The 18,080-nt window shown below is 36.6% G+C and carries 21 protein-coding genes; 14 read left to right on the top strand and 7 right to left on the bottom strand.

The genetic code is table 11. From position 1 onward, the window contains the following. Positions 1-336 carry a DUF1878 family protein gene (locus AAIB49_RS11605; RefSeq protein ID WP_339215986.1) on the top strand — a complete coding sequence of 112 codons (336 nt, stop codon included), beginning with the start codon at positions 1-3 and terminating at the stop codon, positions 334-336. A gap of 8 nt (positions 337-344) precedes the next feature. Here AAIB49_RS11605 and AAIB49_RS11600 read toward each other — a convergent pair whose 3' ends face one another. Beyond that, positions 345-836 (bottom strand): GbsR/MarR family transcriptional regulator, encoded by a 492-nt coding sequence (locus tag AAIB49_RS11600; RefSeq protein ID WP_343458127.1) that lies wholly within the window; start codon positions 834-836, stop codon positions 345-347. A gap of 295 nt (positions 837-1,131) precedes the next feature. Here AAIB49_RS11600 and AAIB49_RS11595 point away from each other — a divergent pair, with 295 nt between their 5' ends. From AAIB49_RS11595 to AAIB49_RS11585, 3 genes are all read left to right on the top strand, one after another. Further along, entirely contained in the window at positions 1,132-2,331 is a 1,200-nt protein-coding gene (locus AAIB49_RS11595) for a quaternary amine ABC transporter ATP-binding protein (RefSeq protein ID WP_339215983.1), read from the top strand. Further along, complete coding sequence (locus AAIB49_RS11590) at positions 2,324-3,178, top strand: ABC transporter permease (RefSeq protein ID WP_343458126.1); 855 nt, start codon at positions 2,324-2,326, stop codon at positions 3,176-3,178. Before AAIB49_RS11595 ends, AAIB49_RS11590 begins: the two co-directional genes overlap by 8 nt. A gap of 122 nt (positions 3,179-3,300) precedes the next feature. Continuing rightward, positions 3,301-4,191: a glycine betaine ABC transporter substrate-binding protein gene (locus tag AAIB49_RS11585; RefSeq protein ID WP_343458125.1), complete on the top strand. Its 891-nt coding sequence runs from the start codon at positions 3,301-3,303 to the stop codon at positions 4,189-4,191. A 228-nt stretch (positions 4,192-4,419) separates the two neighbouring features. Here AAIB49_RS11585 and AAIB49_RS11580 read toward each other — a convergent pair whose 3' ends face one another. The 3 genes from AAIB49_RS11580 to AAIB49_RS11570 all read right to left on the bottom strand — a co-directional run bounded on the left by AAIB49_RS11580 (position 4,420) and on the right by AAIB49_RS11570 (position 5,994). Continuing rightward, positions 4,420-4,785, bottom strand: a complete 366-nt coding sequence (locus AAIB49_RS11580) for a YtxH domain-containing protein (RefSeq protein ID WP_343458124.1) — start codon at positions 4,783-4,785, stop codon at positions 4,420-4,422. 124 nt (positions 4,786-4,909) lie between these two features. After that, entirely contained in the window at positions 4,910-5,425 is a 516-nt protein-coding gene (locus AAIB49_RS11575) for a tryptophan transporter (protein ID WP_186869332.1), read from the bottom strand. Positions 5,426-5,565: 140 nt separating this feature from the next. After that, positions 5,566-5,994, bottom strand: a complete 429-nt coding sequence (locus tag AAIB49_RS11570) for an HIT family protein (protein WP_343458123.1) — start codon at positions 5,992-5,994, stop codon at positions 5,566-5,568. 527 nt (positions 5,995-6,521) lie between these two features. Here AAIB49_RS11570 and AAIB49_RS11565 point away from each other — a divergent pair. After that, a complete protein-coding gene (locus tag AAIB49_RS11565) occupies positions 6,522-7,265 on the top strand; it encodes an ABC transporter ATP-binding protein (protein ID WP_343458122.1) in 744 nt (247 codons plus the stop codon). Next, complete coding sequence (locus AAIB49_RS11560; RefSeq protein ID WP_343458121.1) at positions 7,258-8,466, top strand: ABC transporter permease; 1,209 nt, start codon at positions 7,258-7,260, stop codon at positions 8,464-8,466. The genes AAIB49_RS11565 and AAIB49_RS11560 overlap by 8 nt, the downstream gene beginning before the upstream one ends. A 63-nt stretch (positions 8,467-8,529) precedes the next feature. Here the strand turns inward: AAIB49_RS11560 and AAIB49_RS11555 are convergent, their stop codons facing one another. Both AAIB49_RS11555 and AAIB49_RS11550 read right to left on the bottom strand, forming a co-directional pair. Continuing rightward, positions 8,530-9,081, bottom strand: a complete 552-nt coding sequence (locus AAIB49_RS11555) for a hypothetical protein (RefSeq protein WP_343458120.1) — start codon at positions 9,079-9,081, stop codon at positions 8,530-8,532. 153 nt (positions 9,082-9,234) lie between these two features. Further along, positions 9,235-10,404: a M20 metallopeptidase family protein gene (locus tag AAIB49_RS11550; RefSeq protein ID WP_343458119.1), complete on the bottom strand. Its 1,170-nt coding sequence runs from the start codon at positions 10,402-10,404 to the stop codon at positions 9,235-9,237. 130 nt (positions 10,405-10,534) lie between these two features. On the opposite strand from AAIB49_RS11550, the gene AAIB49_RS11545 reads away from it, so the two are divergent. The 7 genes from AAIB49_RS11545 (at position 10,535) to AAIB49_RS11515 (ending at position 15,981) form a co-directional block, all read left to right on the top strand. Continuing rightward, positions 10,535-11,179 (top strand): phosphatase PAP2 family protein, encoded by a 645-nt coding sequence (locus tag AAIB49_RS11545; protein WP_343458118.1) that lies wholly within the window; start codon positions 10,535-10,537, stop codon positions 11,177-11,179. Positions 11,180-11,264: 85 nt separating this feature from the next. Further along, the gene (locus tag AAIB49_RS11540; RefSeq protein ID WP_343458117.1) at positions 11,265-12,500 is read left to right on the top strand and encodes an MFS transporter; all 1,236 of its coding nucleotides are present in this window, start codon (positions 11,265-11,267) and stop codon (positions 12,498-12,500) included. A 13-nt stretch (positions 12,501-12,513) separates the two neighbouring features. Further along, complete coding sequence (gene liaF, locus AAIB49_RS11535) at positions 12,514-13,266, top strand: cell wall-active antibiotics response protein LiaF (protein WP_343458116.1); 753 nt, start codon at positions 12,514-12,516, stop codon at positions 13,264-13,266. A 15-nt stretch (positions 13,267-13,281) separates the two neighbouring features. Next, positions 13,282-14,319, top strand: a complete 1,038-nt coding sequence (locus tag AAIB49_RS11530) for a sensor histidine kinase (RefSeq protein WP_186869338.1) — start codon at positions 13,282-13,284, stop codon at positions 14,317-14,319. A 42-nt stretch (positions 14,320-14,361) separates the two neighbouring features. Next, complete coding sequence (locus AAIB49_RS11525) at positions 14,362-15,000, top strand: response regulator transcription factor (RefSeq protein WP_186869339.1); 639 nt, start codon at positions 14,362-14,364, stop codon at positions 14,998-15,000. A 75-nt stretch (positions 15,001-15,075) separates the two neighbouring features. Then, positions 15,076-15,501: a disulfide oxidoreductase gene (locus AAIB49_RS11520; protein ID WP_186869340.1), complete on the top strand. Its 426-nt coding sequence runs from the start codon at positions 15,076-15,078 to the stop codon at positions 15,499-15,501. A gap of 3 nt (positions 15,502-15,504) precedes the next feature. After that, entirely contained in the window at positions 15,505-15,981 is a 477-nt protein-coding gene (locus AAIB49_RS11515; protein WP_186869341.1) for a thioredoxin family protein, read from the top strand. A gap of 148 nt (positions 15,982-16,129) precedes the next feature. On the opposite strand, the gene AAIB49_RS11510 is transcribed toward AAIB49_RS11515, so the two are convergent. Beyond that, positions 16,130-16,618: an antibiotic biosynthesis monooxygenase family protein gene (locus AAIB49_RS11510; RefSeq protein ID WP_186869342.1), complete on the bottom strand. Its 489-nt coding sequence runs from the start codon at positions 16,616-16,618 to the stop codon at positions 16,130-16,132. A 429-nt stretch (positions 16,619-17,047) separates the two neighbouring features. Here AAIB49_RS11510 and hemE point away from each other — a divergent pair, with 429 nt between their 5' ends. Further along, positions 17,048-18,076, top strand: a complete 1,029-nt coding sequence (gene hemE, locus AAIB49_RS11505; protein WP_186869343.1) for a uroporphyrinogen decarboxylase — start codon at positions 17,048-17,050, stop codon at positions 18,074-18,076. Positions 18,077-18,080 lie beyond the last annotated feature (4 nt).

The following is an 18,080-nucleotide window of genomic DNA, read 5'->3' as shown; positions in this document are numbered from 1 at the left end:
ATGAGTGAGCATAACAATCTGGCAACATTTCATTTACAGTTGCTAACGAGAATTATCGATGTGAATAAATTCCCTTTCACGAAGCTTGTTATCGAAAATGAAATAACAGAAGAAGAGTATAAGGAAATATTTCATATATTAGAGAAGATTAATTCGGAGTATATAGAACAGAAAGAAGAGGGGTTACTGCATTATTCCTCTCTTTTAGCTAGGTTTGCAGGGTTACTGAATCCAAAACTAAATCCAACAGATACAATTTATGCTTTAAGAAGAGAAGGGTATTTTCCGGACTTATTAGATGAATTTATTCAAATCCTAAAAAAAGATGGCTTATAGAGTATCTCCTATAAGTCATCTTTTTTTATTTGGGAAGCTTCATGAAAGAATTCTTCTAATTGTATATGAAACTGCATGATTTGAAGCAGCTTATTCTCTAAATCTCGATTTCTTTCATCTGTAGTTATCTGTTCAATTTGACCTTGAATTTCTAGCAATGCATCTTTACGATCAGCTGTGGCATCAAGCCATTTCTTTAGGTAGGAATTCATGAAGTGCTTAAAAAGTTGATTGTTGGCTTGATATAAATCCTTTCGTACTCCCTTTTTCCACACTCGCTTTACAAGATTTTGATTGACTAAACTTCTTACACTATTACTCATGGATGTTTTACTTTTTCCTAATGCTTCACTAAGTTCATCTAACGTTAGAGGTCGTGCTTCCATATATAGTATCGTAAATACTCTAGCTTCTAAAGGGGATAGCTCAAATAATTCAATTGTTTTAGCGAATTCCAATAATATACCATTCATAATCGTTTCGTTGCTGCTATTCAACATGCAACCCTCCTATATGTACCTAACTTAAGGTTACAATAGTATCCCTTTAATTAAAAATGGATAGTTCAGGTGGATTATGGAGTATTATGGAGTATTTATAAGGAAAGATGCTATATAATTCATACAGAATAAACTGTACAATTTATATGTTCGAAAATTAAAGAATATCAAGTTTGTCCTGTTCGTACAATAAAGTATATAGTAATAAAGTAAGCAAAACACGGCGTTTAACAAATCAATCTATTAATCAAGGATTTAATGGATAGATATTATTGTATAGAAAGAGGTGAAGGTTTTGCCGATTATCGAGGCAAAAAACCTATCAAAGGTTTTTGGGAAAAATCCAAAGCAGGCATTAGAGCTTTTGGATAAAGGATTATCAAAGGAAGAAATTTTAAAAAAGACAGGTAGTACTGTTGGTGTTAATCGAGCATCATTTACGGTTGAGCCAGGAGAAATCTTCGTTATTATGGGGTTATCTGGTAGTGGTAAATCAACGTTAGTAAGACTGATAAATCGATTAATCGACCCGACAGAAGGAAGCATGTTAGTTGATGGGCAGGATTTGGCAAAAATGGATAAGAAGGAGCTACGTCAAGTACGTCGTGAAAAACTTGGCATGGTGTTCCAGCGTTTTGCACTATTTCCCAATCGTACGGTTTTACAAAATACGGAATTTGGATTAGAGGTACAAAAGATTCCTAAAGAGGAAAGAACGAAAAAAGCAAAAGAAGCACTTGAGCTTGTAGGATTAGGTGGTTACGCCGATCAAAAGCCTGACCAGCTATCTGGTGGTATGCAACAACGTGTAGGTCTAGCTAGAGCGTTAGCTAATGATCCGGAAGTACTTCTAATGGATGAAGCATTCTCAGCACTTGACCCCTTAATACGTAAGGACATGCAAGATGAATTAATCGACTTACAATCTACTATGAAAAAGACGATTATTTTTATTACACATGATTTAGATGAGGCGTTACGGATCGGGGACCGAATTGCACTTATGAAGGATGGCTCGATCGTTCAGATCGGAACACCAGAGGAAATATTAGTTAATCCTGCTAATGAGTATGTTGAACGATTTGTGGAGGACGTTGACCGTTCAAAAGTATTAACGGCACAACATATCATGAAGCGACCGGAGACGATAAATATTGAAAAGCATGGTCCACGTGTAGCATTAGAGCGGATGAAGGAATCTGGTATATCTAGCATTCTAGTAGTAGATAGTAAACGTAATCTAAAAGGTTATGTAACAGCTGATGATGCTTCGGAAGCAAGGAAACAAGATGTTCGTGACTTAAAAGAAATTATGCGGACTGATATTAAAGAGGTAGAAAAAGAAACTTCTATGCAAGACATTTTTAATGTAATCAATGGTTCACCTGTTCCTGTAGCAGTTGTTCAAGATAAGAAACTGGTAGGAATAATTGTACGAGGTGCTGTCATTGCTGCTCTTGCAGGGGATAGTGAGGTGAATCTAGAACATGTTTAAAGAATGGTTTACAGAAGGAATACCGATAGCAGATTGGGCTAAGGATTTTACGAGTTGGACAAAGGATACATTTGCTATTTTCTTTGATCCGATAAAACAACATCTCGGTAGTTTTATGGAATGGTTTTCTGAAGATGTATTAATGTTAATACCGCCATATATATTTATGATTATTATCGCTATTTTAGCATTTGTTTTATCTAAGAAGAAAATTGGTTTGACAATCTTTTCATTTGTTGGACTATGGTTGATTTACAATCAAGGATACTGGGAAGAGTTAATGAGCACGGTCACGCTAGTACTGATAGCAAGTTTACTCTCTATTATAATAGGTGTCCCTATCGGCATACTAATGTCTAAAAGTAAAACAGCAGAAGCAATTCTTAAACCAGTACTAGATTTCATGCAGACGATGCCTGCATTCGTATATTTAATTCCAGCGGTTGCGTTCTTTGGAATTGGAATGGTTCCAGGTGTATTCGCATCGCTAATCTTTGCAACACCACCTACTGTTCGATTTACGAATTTAGGAATCCGTCAAGTCTCAAAAGAGCTAATTGAAGCTTCAGAAGCATTTGGTAGTACGGGGGCTCAAAAACTTTTTAAAGTAGAGCTACCAATGGCAAAGGCTACCATTATGGCTGGTATAAATCAGACTGTCATGCTTGCGTTATCAATGGTCGTTATTGCTTCTATGATAGGAGCACCAGGTCTTGGGAAAGAAGTATTAACAGCATTACAGCGCTCTGATGTCGGTACAGGGTTTGTTGCCGGTATAGGAATTGTAATAGTAGCGATTATAATTGATCGTTTTACACAGAGCATGAATAAGCAAAACAATGCTTAAATCAGGCATGCTTCCGCTGCAAGTGCGGGAATGCTTGTGCCTCATAAGGGGTATTATTGGTAAACTTTTCTGGATGAAAAGTTCCATATAAATACATTATTTTAAAAGGGGAGTTAACTATTATGTTTAAACGTAACTGGAAACGTCTAGGATTGATTGCTGGATTATCATTATCATTATTTGCAGCTGGTTGCTCATCAGACAATAATTCATCTAATGATGAAGGTTCATCAGAAGCAGGGAAAGAAATTAATCTGGCTTATGTAACATGGGATACTGAAATTGCTTCTACAAATGTTGTAGGTAAAGTGTTAGAAGACTTAGGATATGATGTAAAATTAACAGCATTAGATAATTCCATAATGTGGGAAGCGGTAGCAAATGGTGAAGCTGATGCAATGGTTGCTGCATGGCTACCAGCGACACATGGCAGTCAATATGAGCAATATGGTGACCAAATGGAGCAGCTTGGTCCTAATCTAGAAGGAGCTAAAATTGGGCTAGTCGTACCATCATATATGGATGTTGATTCAATTGAAGATCTATCTGATGAAGCTGGTAAAAAGATTACTGGAATTGAACCAGGAGCAGGTGTAGTAGCAACATCTGAACAAGCATTAGAAGATTATGAAAACCTCGAGGATTGGGAAGTCGTAACCTCTTCAAGTGGTGCAATGGCCACTGCTTTAGGAGAAGCGTATGACAACGAAGAAGAAGTTATTGTAACTGGTTGGTCTCCGCACTGGAAATTCGCTAAATATGATCTGAAATATTTAGAAGATCCAAAGGGTACATTCGGTGGAGCGGAAACTATTGAAACGATGGTTCGCAAAGGTTTAAAGGACGATTTACCAGAAGCTTACCAAGTGCTTGATAACTTCTTCTGGACTCCAGAAGATTTAGAATCCGTTATGCTTGATATCTCTGAAGGTATGAGCGAAGAAGAAGCAGCAGCTAAATGGGTAGAAGAAAATCCAGATAAAGTTGCGGAGTGGACAGAAGGAATTGAATAATAAATAATATTGATGAAACCTGTAGGCTTATATGGCCTGCAGGTTTTTTAGTGCTAGAAGGAGGAATATTTCCGGAGCGGGGACTTTACTTATCAATTGTTTTTGCTGTAAGTTACATTCTTTTGTCCTAGCTTCTTAATCTCGAACTATAATCAACATTAAAATTTAACAGAGCCTTTGTAATAAAAAAACCAACACGGTTCAAGGTGTTGGTTTCTATCTTCATTTTTATTTTTTACTAGCATTTACTTTTTCTTCTAAATCCTTTAAGCTTGATTCAATTTGTTCCAAATATTGATGAATGTTTTTTTGATGTGGTTCTACCGATTCTTTCCATTCGACAATAGAGCTTTTCATTTCTTGTGTTAAATCCTTAATGAGGGAAACACCTTCTCTAGATGTTGCTGCGATTTGATTTTTAAGACGTAGTCCATCCATTTTAAGATTTTCCAAAAGCCCCATCCATTCTTGGGATTGGTCTTTTACCTTATTTCTAATTTCTTTACCTGATGATGGAGTAGTTAATAATGTTGTAACTGCTCCAACTACACCTCCTACCATTATGCCTAGCATGAGAGATTTACCTTTTGCCATATGAATCTCGCTCCTTCCCATTCACTATAATTTTTCCATGTTTCTCTATTTGTATGTATTAGGAATGCTTTCCTTAAAAAATCCCCTGACAACACAGATGCCAGGGGATTTATCCTATCATTCATTAAACAGCTATTGGCTTGGATCGCTTTAATATTTGCTGGACTACTGGAAAAATAATAATCATCAGCACCGTATTTAAAGCAGCTGCAGGTAATACAGCAGAAGCAAAAGCGAGTACAAATACGCCATCCATTAGTCCTACGACATATAATGCCAATGTAAGAAAAATGGCTCCACTAATCATTGTACCAACAGCAGTTAAAACCGGTACGCCTATTCTTATGTTGACTCGATCTTTAATTAACAGAAAGAGTGCAAAAAAGATTATGGCTGTAATTGGTTTTTCAATAAAATTGGCTATTTGACCACCAGGTGCATTTGTCGTAAGTGCCGATAAAATCCCTGTTGCAATTGCTAATACACCAACATATTTCAATTTAGGAAATAACATGATACCGATAAACATCATAGCTAACATCATGTCTGGTGTTACACCATAAATTGGGGGCATGATAAAATGCAATACAGCGCCCATCCCTACTAATAGTGATAAAATGACTAAAACCCTTGTATTCATTTGTACCTCTCCTCAGCTAAGCTATCTAAGCTCATATATTTTTGTTCCTCAACTGTACACTCGTTGTCAGCTGCAGAAACTTATCATAAGTATATCAAACATCAACAAAAATAAAAAGAATTAATTTACAAATTGTTTGACTAATTGATTTCCTTATTTATTTGACCAGCGATCTGTTGTAAATCACTAGGAGTGTAATCGTCCGTATGAACGTTCCAATTCGATGAAAAACCGTCCCCTTCACCATACCGTGGAATTAAATGAATATGTAAATGGAAGACAGATTGATCTGCAGGAGCTTCATTATTATTTAGTAAATTCATGCCAACAGGCTGAAAAGCTGCTTTAATAGCATTTGCGATACGAGGAACGCGTGCAAATAATTCTGATGCAACTTCACTCGGTGTTTCGTAGATGTTTTTCACATGTTTTTTAGGAATCACTAATGTGTGTCCTTTTGTGACTTGGCTAATATCTAAAAAGGCCAGTACGTGTTCATCCTCATACACTTTAGCTGAAGGGATATCTCCTTCAATTATTTTACAGAATATACAATCTTCATGTGCCAATATGACCAACTCCTAACTTTTTCCTTTATTTTATCTATTCTGTCTGATTAATGCAAAGTCTTAAGCTAACACAAAACAAGAAAACAGGCTTCACCCATAAGGGTGAGCCTGTTCTTGTAGAGCCGAGGACAAGAAAACTAATGTGGGGACTTGTATTACCGTTAAACTGCTTAAAGCAACTTATCCGGTGTACAAAACCATTTCGTTAGTATCCCTTGGCATTGAGATATGTTCTAACAAAAGGGTTTTATTTCATTAGATTATCTTTCGCAAACACCCCATTTGTTTTTTTCATGTTGTCCTTTAGTGAAGCATCACTATTCTCCAACACTAACACCTCATTTGTGTTAACAAATTGGTTTGTTGCTAATTGGTTTCCTCGACTCTACAGTAGTATTTTGAGCTTTTTTCGCATTTCTATACACTTCGTTTTATGTAAATGTCGAAAAAGGTATGAGAGTTTCCTTTGGAATTTACCCCCATAAATGATAAAATTTTTAACAAGTGATCAAGTAGGGGGAATGATTGTGGAACCTTTATTACATATTAACAATTTAGTTGGGGGATATACCCACAAAAATGTTCTCCACGGTGTTTCGTTTGATGTAAACGCTAAAGAGATTGTAGGGCTTATTGGTTTAAATGGTGCTGGTAAAAGTACGACTATTAAACATATTATTGGCTTAATGCAGCCGAAGAAGGGTTCCGTTTCAATAAATGGGAAAACCTTTAAGGACAACCCTTCCGAATACCGAAATCAAATGGCATATATTCCGGAAATGCCAATTCTGTACGATGAGCTGACATTGTATGAACACTTACGGTTAACTGCGATGGCATATAATATTCCGGAAGATGTGTTTGAGAAAAGATTACAAGTATTGCTTAAAGAATTTCGAATGGAAAAGAAATTAAAATGGTTTCCAGTCCATTTTTCAAAAGGTATGCGCCAGAAGGTGATGATTATGTGTGCCTTCTTAATTGAGCCGCCTCTATATATTGTGGACGAGCCATTTGTCGGTCTGGATCCTTTAGGTATTCAGTCTTACTTACAATTGATGGAGGAGATGAAACAAAACGGTTCAGGCATATTAATGTCAACTCATATACTAGCGACTGCGGAGAGATATTGTGACCGATTTGTTATTTTACATGAGGGACAAATAAGAGCGCTTGGTACGTTAGAGGAGTTAAGAGAGCAATTTCAAATGCCAAAGGCAACACTAGATGATTTATATGTTCAGTTAACAAAGGAAGATAGCCATGTTTAATTCACATGACTTTTTTATGAAGCGTTTTAGTGCGCATGTAAAGGATATGAGTCGGTATTTACGTTATATCTTTAATGGGCACATTGCCTTTGCGATGTTATTCTTTATTGCAGCTATAGCTTATTATTATCAACAGTGGTTAGCCACTATACCAGACAATTTTCCCACTGCTTGGATAATGGGGGGCGTATTGGGGATTATTGTTACCTATAGTCCAGTTCGCACACTCCTCAAGGAGCCGGATTTAGTATTCCTAATTCCAGCTGAGCATCAGATGGGGGCATATTTTAGAAACGCACTAATCTATAGTTTTTTTATTCAGCTTTATATTGTTGCTATCGTGATGGCAGCATTTGGCCCATTGTACGCGACAAGTTTTGAGAATCGAGGAAATTATCTCGTAATCATTGTTGTGGTGCTAATTTTTAAACTGTGGAATTTAATAGCTAATTGGTGGATATTAAAAATCCGTGAGAAAAATATTCGTGTGATAGATCAAGTAGCTAGACTGTTACTGAATATTTCGGTGTTTTATTTCCTTATTAATGGAAATTTGCTTCTTGCGAGTGTTACAACGATTTTGTTCACGATTGTCTTTTTATATAATTTTAGCCTGTCTAGAAAACAAGCGGGTGTTAACTGGGAATTATTATTGGAAAAGGATATACATCGTCTGCAATCCTTCTATCGATTTGCTAATATGTTCACGGATGTACCACATCTAAAAAATAAAATAAAATCGCGGCAATGGTTAGTTTCCATGATAGAACGAAACATTCCCTTTGAACGGAAGAGTACCTATGACTACTTATATCGAATAAGCTTTATTCGTGGTGGAGACTATTTGTCGATGTATATTCGGTTAATTATTATTGGTGGAGTATTTATTTACTTTCTACCGAATATATGGATTAAGATTATCTTTGCGATTCTATTCCTTTATATGACGATTTTCCAACTGATGACCTTATACCAACATCATCGAACGATAATGTGGTTGGATCTGTATCCTGTGGAAGTGGAAATGAGAAGAAAAGCTTTATTAAAGTGGATTATAGAGCTTGCGATTGTGCAAACAGTACTTTATGCCATCGTATTTTTGCTGGCCCAGGCTTATTTAGGATTTCTCATTACATTGGTAGGGGGACTTCTGTTTACCTTTGCCTTTACCAATGGATTTGTAAAACGAAAATTAGTATAGGAAAAGCATTCTTAGGATCTCTCCTGAGAATGCTTTTTTTCTAATTACAGTTCAATTTCTTGATTACTTCCTTTTGAACGTAATATGGTGCTCCTGAAATTGCTCTAACAGTGCTCTATGATAAGGATCCATGTAACCGTTTTTCGACAATTGTAATGTTCTTCCATCATAAAAGTGAAATTCATACGTGTTAAAGCCTTCGCTGCGTGGCACTTCATAATAAAGAACGGTTTCTATATCAGACCAATCGTAATGGGAAAATTCATTCGATAAGTCCTCGCGAATGGATATGCCATCAGCTGCTATAGAAGTAAACGGTTTTGCTGCAAATAGGAACAATAAAATGCCTACTATGGATAAGAAAATACCAATCATCACAGATAATTTTTTGACATTACTGAAGTAGATGATTAAACATGCTATGCCTATTAAGAAGGCACCTGCTCCATATAGGTAATAGCTTAAAGTTGGGACAATAACTATCCACGTTCCAGGGTCAAAATAGATGCTGTTTGCGATGAAGGCTGGAAGAAAGAGAAGTAGCAACGGTGAAACCATGAAGACTCCAATACCGATTGCCATAAAAAAATGCCGTTTTTCATAATTTGGTACCATAAATTATCCCCCTAATTTGTCTGTATACCGTATATACGACTATTTCCAAAAAAGGTTTCGCGGATGATGGGAACTGTTTTGGTATTGTCTTAAGGGAACAAATATATCCCTATCACGATAATCGTAATAGGGATAATTAGTTAGAGCGGATAATTACTTTTCCTGGTATGAAAAGTAAGCACTGATTAAAGTTTTAGCTGCAATTGGCATAGCTTTTTCATTGAAGTCAAAATGTGGATGGTGGTGGGGATAGTGATTTCCATCCTTTTCTGCTCCAGTAAAGAAAAATGCACCCGGCTTTTCTTCCAGATAATAAGCAAAGTCCTCTCCACCCATAACCGGAATAATTTCTTCAGCCTGTTCTACTTCCAGTAATTTACTACTAACATCAAGGATTCGTTCTGCTTCTTGCTTATGGTTGATTACTGGTGGATACCCTTTTTCGTAATGGAATGTATAGGTGCATTCATAAGAAGTACAAATCCCTTTTACAACTTTCTCCATTTCTTGTATCACTTGCTCCTGAATATCGGTATTTAAATACCGTACCGTTCCAATTAATGTAGCAGTATCCGCGATAACATTAAATGCATCACCAGCTTCAAACTTACCTACGGTGATGACGGCAGTTTCTAGTGGGTCAATTCTTCTACTAATAATTTGTTGTAGTTGAGATACGACTTGAGATCCGATAACAATCGCGTCTTTTGTTTCATGTGGATAAGCGCCGTGTCCACCTTGGCCTTGAATCTTAATTTCGAATCGGTCAGCACCAGCCATGAGGACATCTTTCGCTGTTTGGATAACCCCTAAAGGAGTAGTAGCCCATAGGTGGGTACCGAATATGGCATCGACATTTTCTAATACACCAGCCTCAATCATAGGTTTTGCCCCACCGGGTGCGTATTCTTCTGCATGTTGATGTAGAAATACGATGGTACCTGGTAAATCTTTTTGAAAGGTTTTCATCACTTTAGCTAAAACTAGGAGTGTGGCTGTATGGCCGTCATGTCCACAAGCATGCATGACTCCATCGACCTTTGATTTATAAGGAACCTCTTTTACATCTTGAATTGGAAGTGCATCAAAGTCTGCTCGAAACGCAATAGTTTTCCCGGGTTTTCCCCCTTTTAAGGTTGCGACAACCCCATTACCACCTACATTTTTTATATAGGGGATATCGAGGTCTTTATAGAAATTTGCTATGTATGCAGCTGTTTTGTATTCCTGGAAAGATAGTTCTGGATATTGATGTAAATAACGGCGTATTTCTACCATTTCTGGATATAAGTTTTCAATTGCTTTATGAATCTCTTGTAGCATAATCGTTCCCCCCTTGTTAGTTTTTATTATTATAGCATCTTTTGAAACAGTGCAAAAATTAATTTGAAATTGTTAGGAGATAGGCTATGATTAAAACAATAGGAATTTATTAATCAGGAGGTTCTATTAATTGAAGAAGCGACATATTGTACAGGCTACTTTTTTAGGTGTCATGTTAGCCATTATAGGAGTTTGGATTGTGAGGATTGTTCGTGGAGAGTTACCGTTTGTTGATCAATGGACAAGAGCTCTCGTTGACACCTTTCCAGATACATTTATATATACGTTCTTTCGAGATATAACTAACTTAGGATCAGAATCGTTTATGTATCCTTTGACCATTATTATAGCTGCGCTACTAATTATTTTATATCGGGATTGGTTACCTGGTGTATTATTTGGATTAGGTATCTATGCTAATCATCTACTAAATAAGCTAATGAAATATCTTGTAGCTAGAGAGCGGCCAACGATTATGGAGGAGGCGAATGCAATTGGGGAGAGCTTTCCATCTGGACATGCTATGATCCCAATTGTTTGTTACGGGTTACTAGCTTATTTCCTTGCTAAAAAAATTAAGTCATCAACTGTTATATTATTTGTGCAGATTTTCTTTGCTTTATTAGTATTCTCAATCGGAATTAGCCGTTACATCATTAATGTGCACTATTTGACGGATATTGTAGCAGGCTTTGTATTTGGATATTTATGCTTGTTAGGACTGATATATCTGTATGAATTCATACAACGGATCAGGACTCGGTCTCAAGACTGAGACAAAAGCGTTCTAGAGATGGTTTTCCCTTCTTCGAAAAATGACTAAGATAAAGGTAACGAAAGTGGAGAAGGGAGCAATAGCTATGGATACGGTGGCTAAGCAAGAGGAATTAAAGATTCCAATTTTTAAGAATCGTAATTTTGTACTTCTATTAATAAGTGCATTATTTTCATCACCAGGGTACTTTGTTTATTTAATTGGTGCTGAGTGGTTGATGTTGAACATAACCGATAATCGTTTTTATTTTGGTCTATTGTTTTTTGTAGCAGCTATCCCCAGATTAATTTTATTAGTTGTTGGTGGATTAATTGCTGATAGGGTGAATAAACGGACTATCCTTTTTTGGTCTGATTTTTCACGAGCGGTACTGATTGGCATATTAGTTATATTAATTTTAACGGATTTGGTAGCTATTTGGCATTTACTAGTTTTGTCTGGATTGTTTGGCATTTCAGATGCATTTAGTTATCCAGCTATGAATTCGTTAATCCCAACTTTATTAAAGGATGATCAATTGCAACGTGGGAATTCCTTTATCCAAATGACTTCGCAGATCAGTCCTATTCTTGGTCCAGCATTAGGTGGTACGCTGATTGCCCTTTTAGGATTTGCAGGAGTATTTTCAGTAGCCTTTGGGATGCTGTTAGTCGCGTCCATTGCTGTAATCTTTATTCGGGTGAAACTGGAAAAGCAAGAAGAGGAGAAGCATACACCGTTAACAGATTTAAAGGAAGGCTTTCACTATGCGCGGAAAAATGAGTTGGTCATTTCCGTTGTTGTCATGGCGTTATTTTTAAACTTATTCTTCTCCGGACCGATTGCAATTGGCATGCCGGTTATTGTGAAGGATGTGTTTGCAGGTAGTGCAGTGAGTCTAGCAACGATTCAGACCTCAATGGGGATTGGGGCATTAGCTGGCGCAATCCTTCTAGCGAGCTGGAAGCTTAAGAAACCTGGTAAAGTTGTAATAAGTAGCTTGATTAGTTTAGGAATTGTAATTAGTACAGTTGGACTTTCTGCGAATGTTTGGATGATGGCAGGTTTAGTTGCACTGATGGCGGTATTAACACAGATTATTAATATTCCTATCATTACTATGTTACAGCAATCAACAGATAAGAAAATGCTAGGTAGAATGATGAGTATGTTTATGACCGTATCAACAGGCCTGACCCCGGTTTCATATATCATCACATCCTCATTAATTGCTTTAGGTGTAAGTATTCAATGGATTATCGTGGTGTGTGGAATTATTATAACCCTTATAGCAGTCTATAACATAAGAAACAAAAAAATAATAGAATATCAATTAGTATAAGGGAGAGAAGGATATGAGAGTAGGATTCTTTCGATATATAATTGCTGCAGTATTAATCATTTGCGGCGTTATACTCGTGTTAGAAAATATTGGAATAACTGAATTAAGTACTAAGAATATGTGGGGGTACATTTTTCCAACATTAATTGTACTAATCGGTCTAAAATGGATGATTGATCGGATGAGACATAAAGGAGGAAGTTGGGTATGGGGGTCCTTCTTCTTCATCTTTGGCTCCTTGCTCCTATTGGACAAATTTGATGTCATCGAATTTGCTATTAAAGATGTATTTAAACTATGGCCATTATTAATTGTTTACTTTGGATTTCTATTTATAGGAAAGTCAACTAAGCCTAAAGTGACGATCTACAATGGTGGATCAAAGGTTGAGAAAGATGATAATTACTCTTTTTTTTCAGTAGGCAATCATGAATTCAATCAACCGAACTGGAAGGTTGAGCCAACTACGGTCAAGACTTTAGCTGGCGATTTCTATTATGACTTTTCTAAAGCTTATATTCCAGAGAAGGAAATCCCGATTACGATTAGTTCTCTCGCTGGTGATGTTCATATTTTGGTTCCTGAAAATCTTGAGTTTCAAGTCTATGCTTCTGTTAAGGCGGGAGATATTGACATCGTTGGGCAATCAGTGGATGGTATTAATCGCTCCCTTAGTTATGTTACACCTAATTATGATTCTGCAACGAGAAAGATTAACTTAACATTAAAATTAAAGGCTGGCTCCATACGAGTGGATTATGTATAAGGGGGGGAGCGAAGGATGAAAAATCGCTTTTCAAGTATTCGCTTTAGCTATATCATTTCACATTTAAATGGGTTCTTCTTGACACTAATTACGATATTAGCTGTTTTGCTTTCTATTTATGTTTGGTTTAGCCCAGAGTGGCTTACATCGAATAGTATTTTTCTCTTTATTGGCCTATATTCCGTAATTGCTTTCGTTGTTTCTGTATACGTAGGATTTCGTTCTAGTGGAGACCTGAAGCAAAGGATGGATTATTTATCAGTGCTAATTACACAGTTGGCAAATGGAAACTATCAGTCGAAGATCTATTTTAATGAGGGAGACGAGCTCAATCGAATTGGGAATGAGTTAAATGAACTTGGAGAAAAGCTGCAAAACCAAGTAATATCCCTTCAGCGTTTAGCAGATGAGAAGGCGGAATTAGCAAAATCTGCTCATAAGTCGGCTGTTATTGAAGAAAGACAGCGAATTGCAAGGGATCTTCATGATGCTGTTAGCCAACAGCTTTTTGCTTTAACGATGATGTCGGAGGCTGCTATTAAACAGCTTGATTTAAATCCTAATGTCGCGAAGGAACAGATGACAGAGGTTGCCAATGCGGCTCACCAGGCACAGTCGGAGATGCGAGCATTATTACTTCATCTACGACCAGTGCATCTATCTGGCGATCCGTTACCGCGTGGAGTGAGCAAGTTAGTAGAGGAATTAAAGCAGAAATCACAAATTGATTTTCATTTAACAATAGATGATTCTTTAACCCTATCTGAGGCTACGGAAGAGCATGTATTCCGAATTATACAAGAATCGCTTTCTAATATTCTTCGCCATGCAAATGCAACAGAGGTGAAAATAGAGGTTATTAAACGGGGTAGGGAGCTCTTCTTACATATTGCTGACAATGGAATAGGATTCGACTTATCGAATGATAATGCCAAAAAGACTTCCTATGGACTTAAGACAATGAAGGAAAGATGTGAAGAGTTAGGTGGAAATTTTACTATTCGTTCGAATATCGATGAAGGAACCTATATCGATATCCGCATACCATGTTAATAATAGTAGAATTGAAATTAGAAAGAGTCAGGGGGATGACAAATGATTCGTGTTATGGTGGTAGATGACCATGAAATTGTTCGAAAGGGAATAATTGCTTACCTACAAACGGACCCAGAAATTGACGTAATCGGTCAAGCGAGTAGTGGTAATGAAGGAGCAAAGCTTATTCTTAAAGAAAAACCAGATGTCGTATTAATGGATTTAATGATGGATAATGGCACTGGAATTGATGCAACAAAGCTAGTAATGAAGGACTATCCAAGTTGTAAGATCATTATTCTGACAAGCTACTATGATGACCAACAAGTTTTTCCAGCGTTAGAGGCAGGGGCGTTTAGCTATATTTTAAAAACATCTTCAGCAGATGAAATAGTAGCTGCTATTAAGAAAGCGGCAAAAGGGGAAAATGTCATTGAACCAAAGGTAGCTAGTAAGATGATGACGAGCTTTAGAGGTACTTCTCGAAAACCGCATGATGAGTTAACCGAGAGAGAAATGGAAGTATTGCTTTGTATAGGCAATGGCATGACAAACCAAGAAATAAGTGATCATTTGTATATCGGCATCAAGACGGTCAAGACCCATGTTAGTAATATATTAGCTAAGTTGGATGTACATGACCGTACACAGGCAGCGGTGTATGTTCATAAAAACAATCTTTTATCAAAAGAGGGATAAGCCCTCTTTTTTGTTTTTTGTACGAATTCCTAGTATAATACTAAGGAAATTAAAACGGTTAAGGAGAAACCTTACATGAAACTGACGAAGAAAAAGGAAAATATCCTTCTTGGTATTTGGGGAATATCTGTTATTGCGACATTAGGTAGCTTGTTTTTTTCAGAAATACTTGGCTATGAACCATGTAAGCTTTGTTGGTACCAACGAATCCTCATGTATCCACTTGTCATCATTTACGGTACAGCATTATTTAAAAAAGACCTATCCATTGCTTTACCAGGTCTTATCTTAAGTGGAATAGGTATGTGTGTATCTACATATCATTATCTCATACAGAAATTACCTACATTAGAAGCTGGTGGGGCTTGTGGAATAGTTCCATGTAATTTTGAATATGTAAACTACTTAGGGTTTATTACCATTCCATTTATGGCAGGTACAGCATTTATTTTAATATTCGTGACACACGTAACTTTATTAAAAAAATCCAGGGGGAAATAATCCATGCAAAAGAAAATGATCATTATTATAGCAGCAATTGTTGTGTTGTTTTTTGCGCTGTATTTCGTAATAGATTATAAGAATAATAAAGCGCTTGAAGGAAATAATCCGTACGGCAAGACAAATCTTGAACAAGCAACCATTGATCAATTAAATGATCCAAACTACCAAAATCAGATTGTACCAGAAGCACTTAATGAAAAAGTAGAAAATGGTGAATCTGTTACCGTTTATTACTACAGCCCAATCTGCGTCTACTGTAAGGCAACAACACCATATTTAGTTCCTTTAGCGGAAGAAATGGGTGTGGATATGGTCAAATTAAATCTATTAGAATTCTCTACTGAAGGGAACAAGTATGGAATTCAGTCAACTCCGACCCTTGTTCATTATGAGGATGGAAAAGAAGTAGCCCGTCTGGAAGGGCAGCAAGAGAAGGAAGTGTATGCTGCATTTTTTGAGGAGTATGTGCTGAAGTAAAGCAGCGGACTTATCGTTATGTAATCAAAAACACCCGAACTAATTCTTAATAGAACTAGTTCGGGTGTTTTTGGTAGATAAAATAGTGTTTCCTGCCAGCATAAGTGTAACTAGCATAATTGCTAAAGAGAAATGAATGGGAGCTTTTCTAATCTCTTTCTATCATACTATAAGTAGTTACAAACGGTCGGTCGGCAAAGTATGCGGGAGGCTTTGTTTCTGCGTGTGCTTTTTGAAAGCCTTCTGAGTTTTTCCATCGTTCATAGCTTTCTGCTGAATCCCATTGTGTAAACACTATATATGTATTACTTGAGATAGGCTTTAGTAAACGAAAGGCCTGAAATCCTGGTTGGCTGTCTACCTCTTTTTGCCTTTTCTTAAAATTATCTTCAAATAATGGTCTGCCCTCATCTATTACAGGAATATTATTCATCACAACATAACCAGTTTCCGCTATATCGCCAGATTGAACAATTACGTCATACTCTCTTCCTGCTTGAAAGATTTTTTGGTCTGTTCCCTCATAATAGGCAACATCATTCGATGGGCCATTCATAAAGTGAAAATGAACTGCTGGGTATTTTTTAGCGAGTTTAATTAGAAAATCAATCGTTCCATTGGTTAAGTAGGCTTTCATAGGAAAAACTCCTTTTCAAATTATCTATAATAATTATTAAAAAGTAATTCTTATTACTTTAAGTTTAGAAGAAATATCTATATAATAGTGATTGTTGGAACGTGAGGATTGTTCGTTATGATCTATTTTACCGTATAATGAATGGAATTATAACCGAATCTGCTCAAAATATTAGTCTGTTCCGGACGATATAGATTACTAACGACTATATTCGACATATATTTCCCAGGTAATAATTCGCTGTACGTTGTTTCCCTTGAAAATGGGGCATTTGAATCATGTTAAAATTAGACAAATTGATGACAATAGCCCCTTCTTTCTATACTTATTATGTCGAAATAGGTATAGTAGAGAAGGAAACTAATGGATAGTTAATTATTATTTTATTACTACTTAATAAGGACTGGATAGATCCAAAAGGGTGAGAAAATGAAGCTAAATGATACGATTATTCGCGCGTATAAAGGCGAAGAAACAGATTACACACCTGCATGGTTTATGAGACAAGCAGGTAGATCACAACCTGAATATAGAAAGCTTAAAGAAAAGTATTCTCTATTCGAGATAACACATCGACCAGAAGTGTGTGCCTATGTGACAAGACTTCCTGTTGAACAATATAATGTCGATGCTGCAATACTGTATAAAGATATCATGTCCCCATTACCGGCATTAGGTGTTGATGTCGAAATTAAATCTGGTATTGGCCCGGTTATTGGGAACCCGATTAAAACGATTGAAGATGTAGAAAAACTGGGAATAATCAATCCTGAAGCAGATGTTCCATATGTATTGGAAACGATACGATTGTTAACTGAAGAACAGTTAACCGTACCATTAATTGGATTTAGTGGTGCACCATTCACTTTGGCTAGTTATTTAATTGAAGGGGGACCTTCTAAAAATTACGGTAAAACAAAAGCATTTATGTACGCAAATCCTGATGCTTGGTTTGCTTTAATGGATAAATTAGCTGACATGACAATTACGTATGTAAAAGCGCAAATTAATGCTGGTGCTAAAGCTATTCAAATTTTTGATTCTTGGGTGGGAGCTTTAAATGCTCGCGATTACCGAATCTATATTAAACCAGTTATGACGCGAATTTTTGCAGAATTGCAAAACGAAGAAGTACCACTTATTATGTTCGGTGTTGGTGCAAGTCATTTACTATTGGAGTGGAACGATTTACCACTTGATGTCATTGGGTTAGACTGGAGAACTTCGATTAAAGAAGCAAGAGAATTAGGGGTAACAAAGGTATTGCAAGGTAACTTAGATCCGGCAATTCTACTTGCGGATTGGGATACTATTGAAGCTAGAACAAAAGAGATTCTAGACCAATCTATGGAAGATGGCCATCACGTGTTTAACCTAGGACATGGTGTAACACCTGATATAAATCCAGAAACATTAAGGAGATTATCTGATTTAATTCATTCGTATTCAAAGCGATAACATT

It is taken from the genome of Ornithinibacillus proteolyticus, assembly GCF_039581225.1.
Lineage (GTDB): Bacteria > Bacillota > Bacilli > Bacillales > Amphibacillaceae > Ornithinibacillus > Ornithinibacillus massiliensis.
Note: the sequence above shows the minus strand (reverse complement) of the source record. Positions and strands in the feature narration are given on the sequence as shown.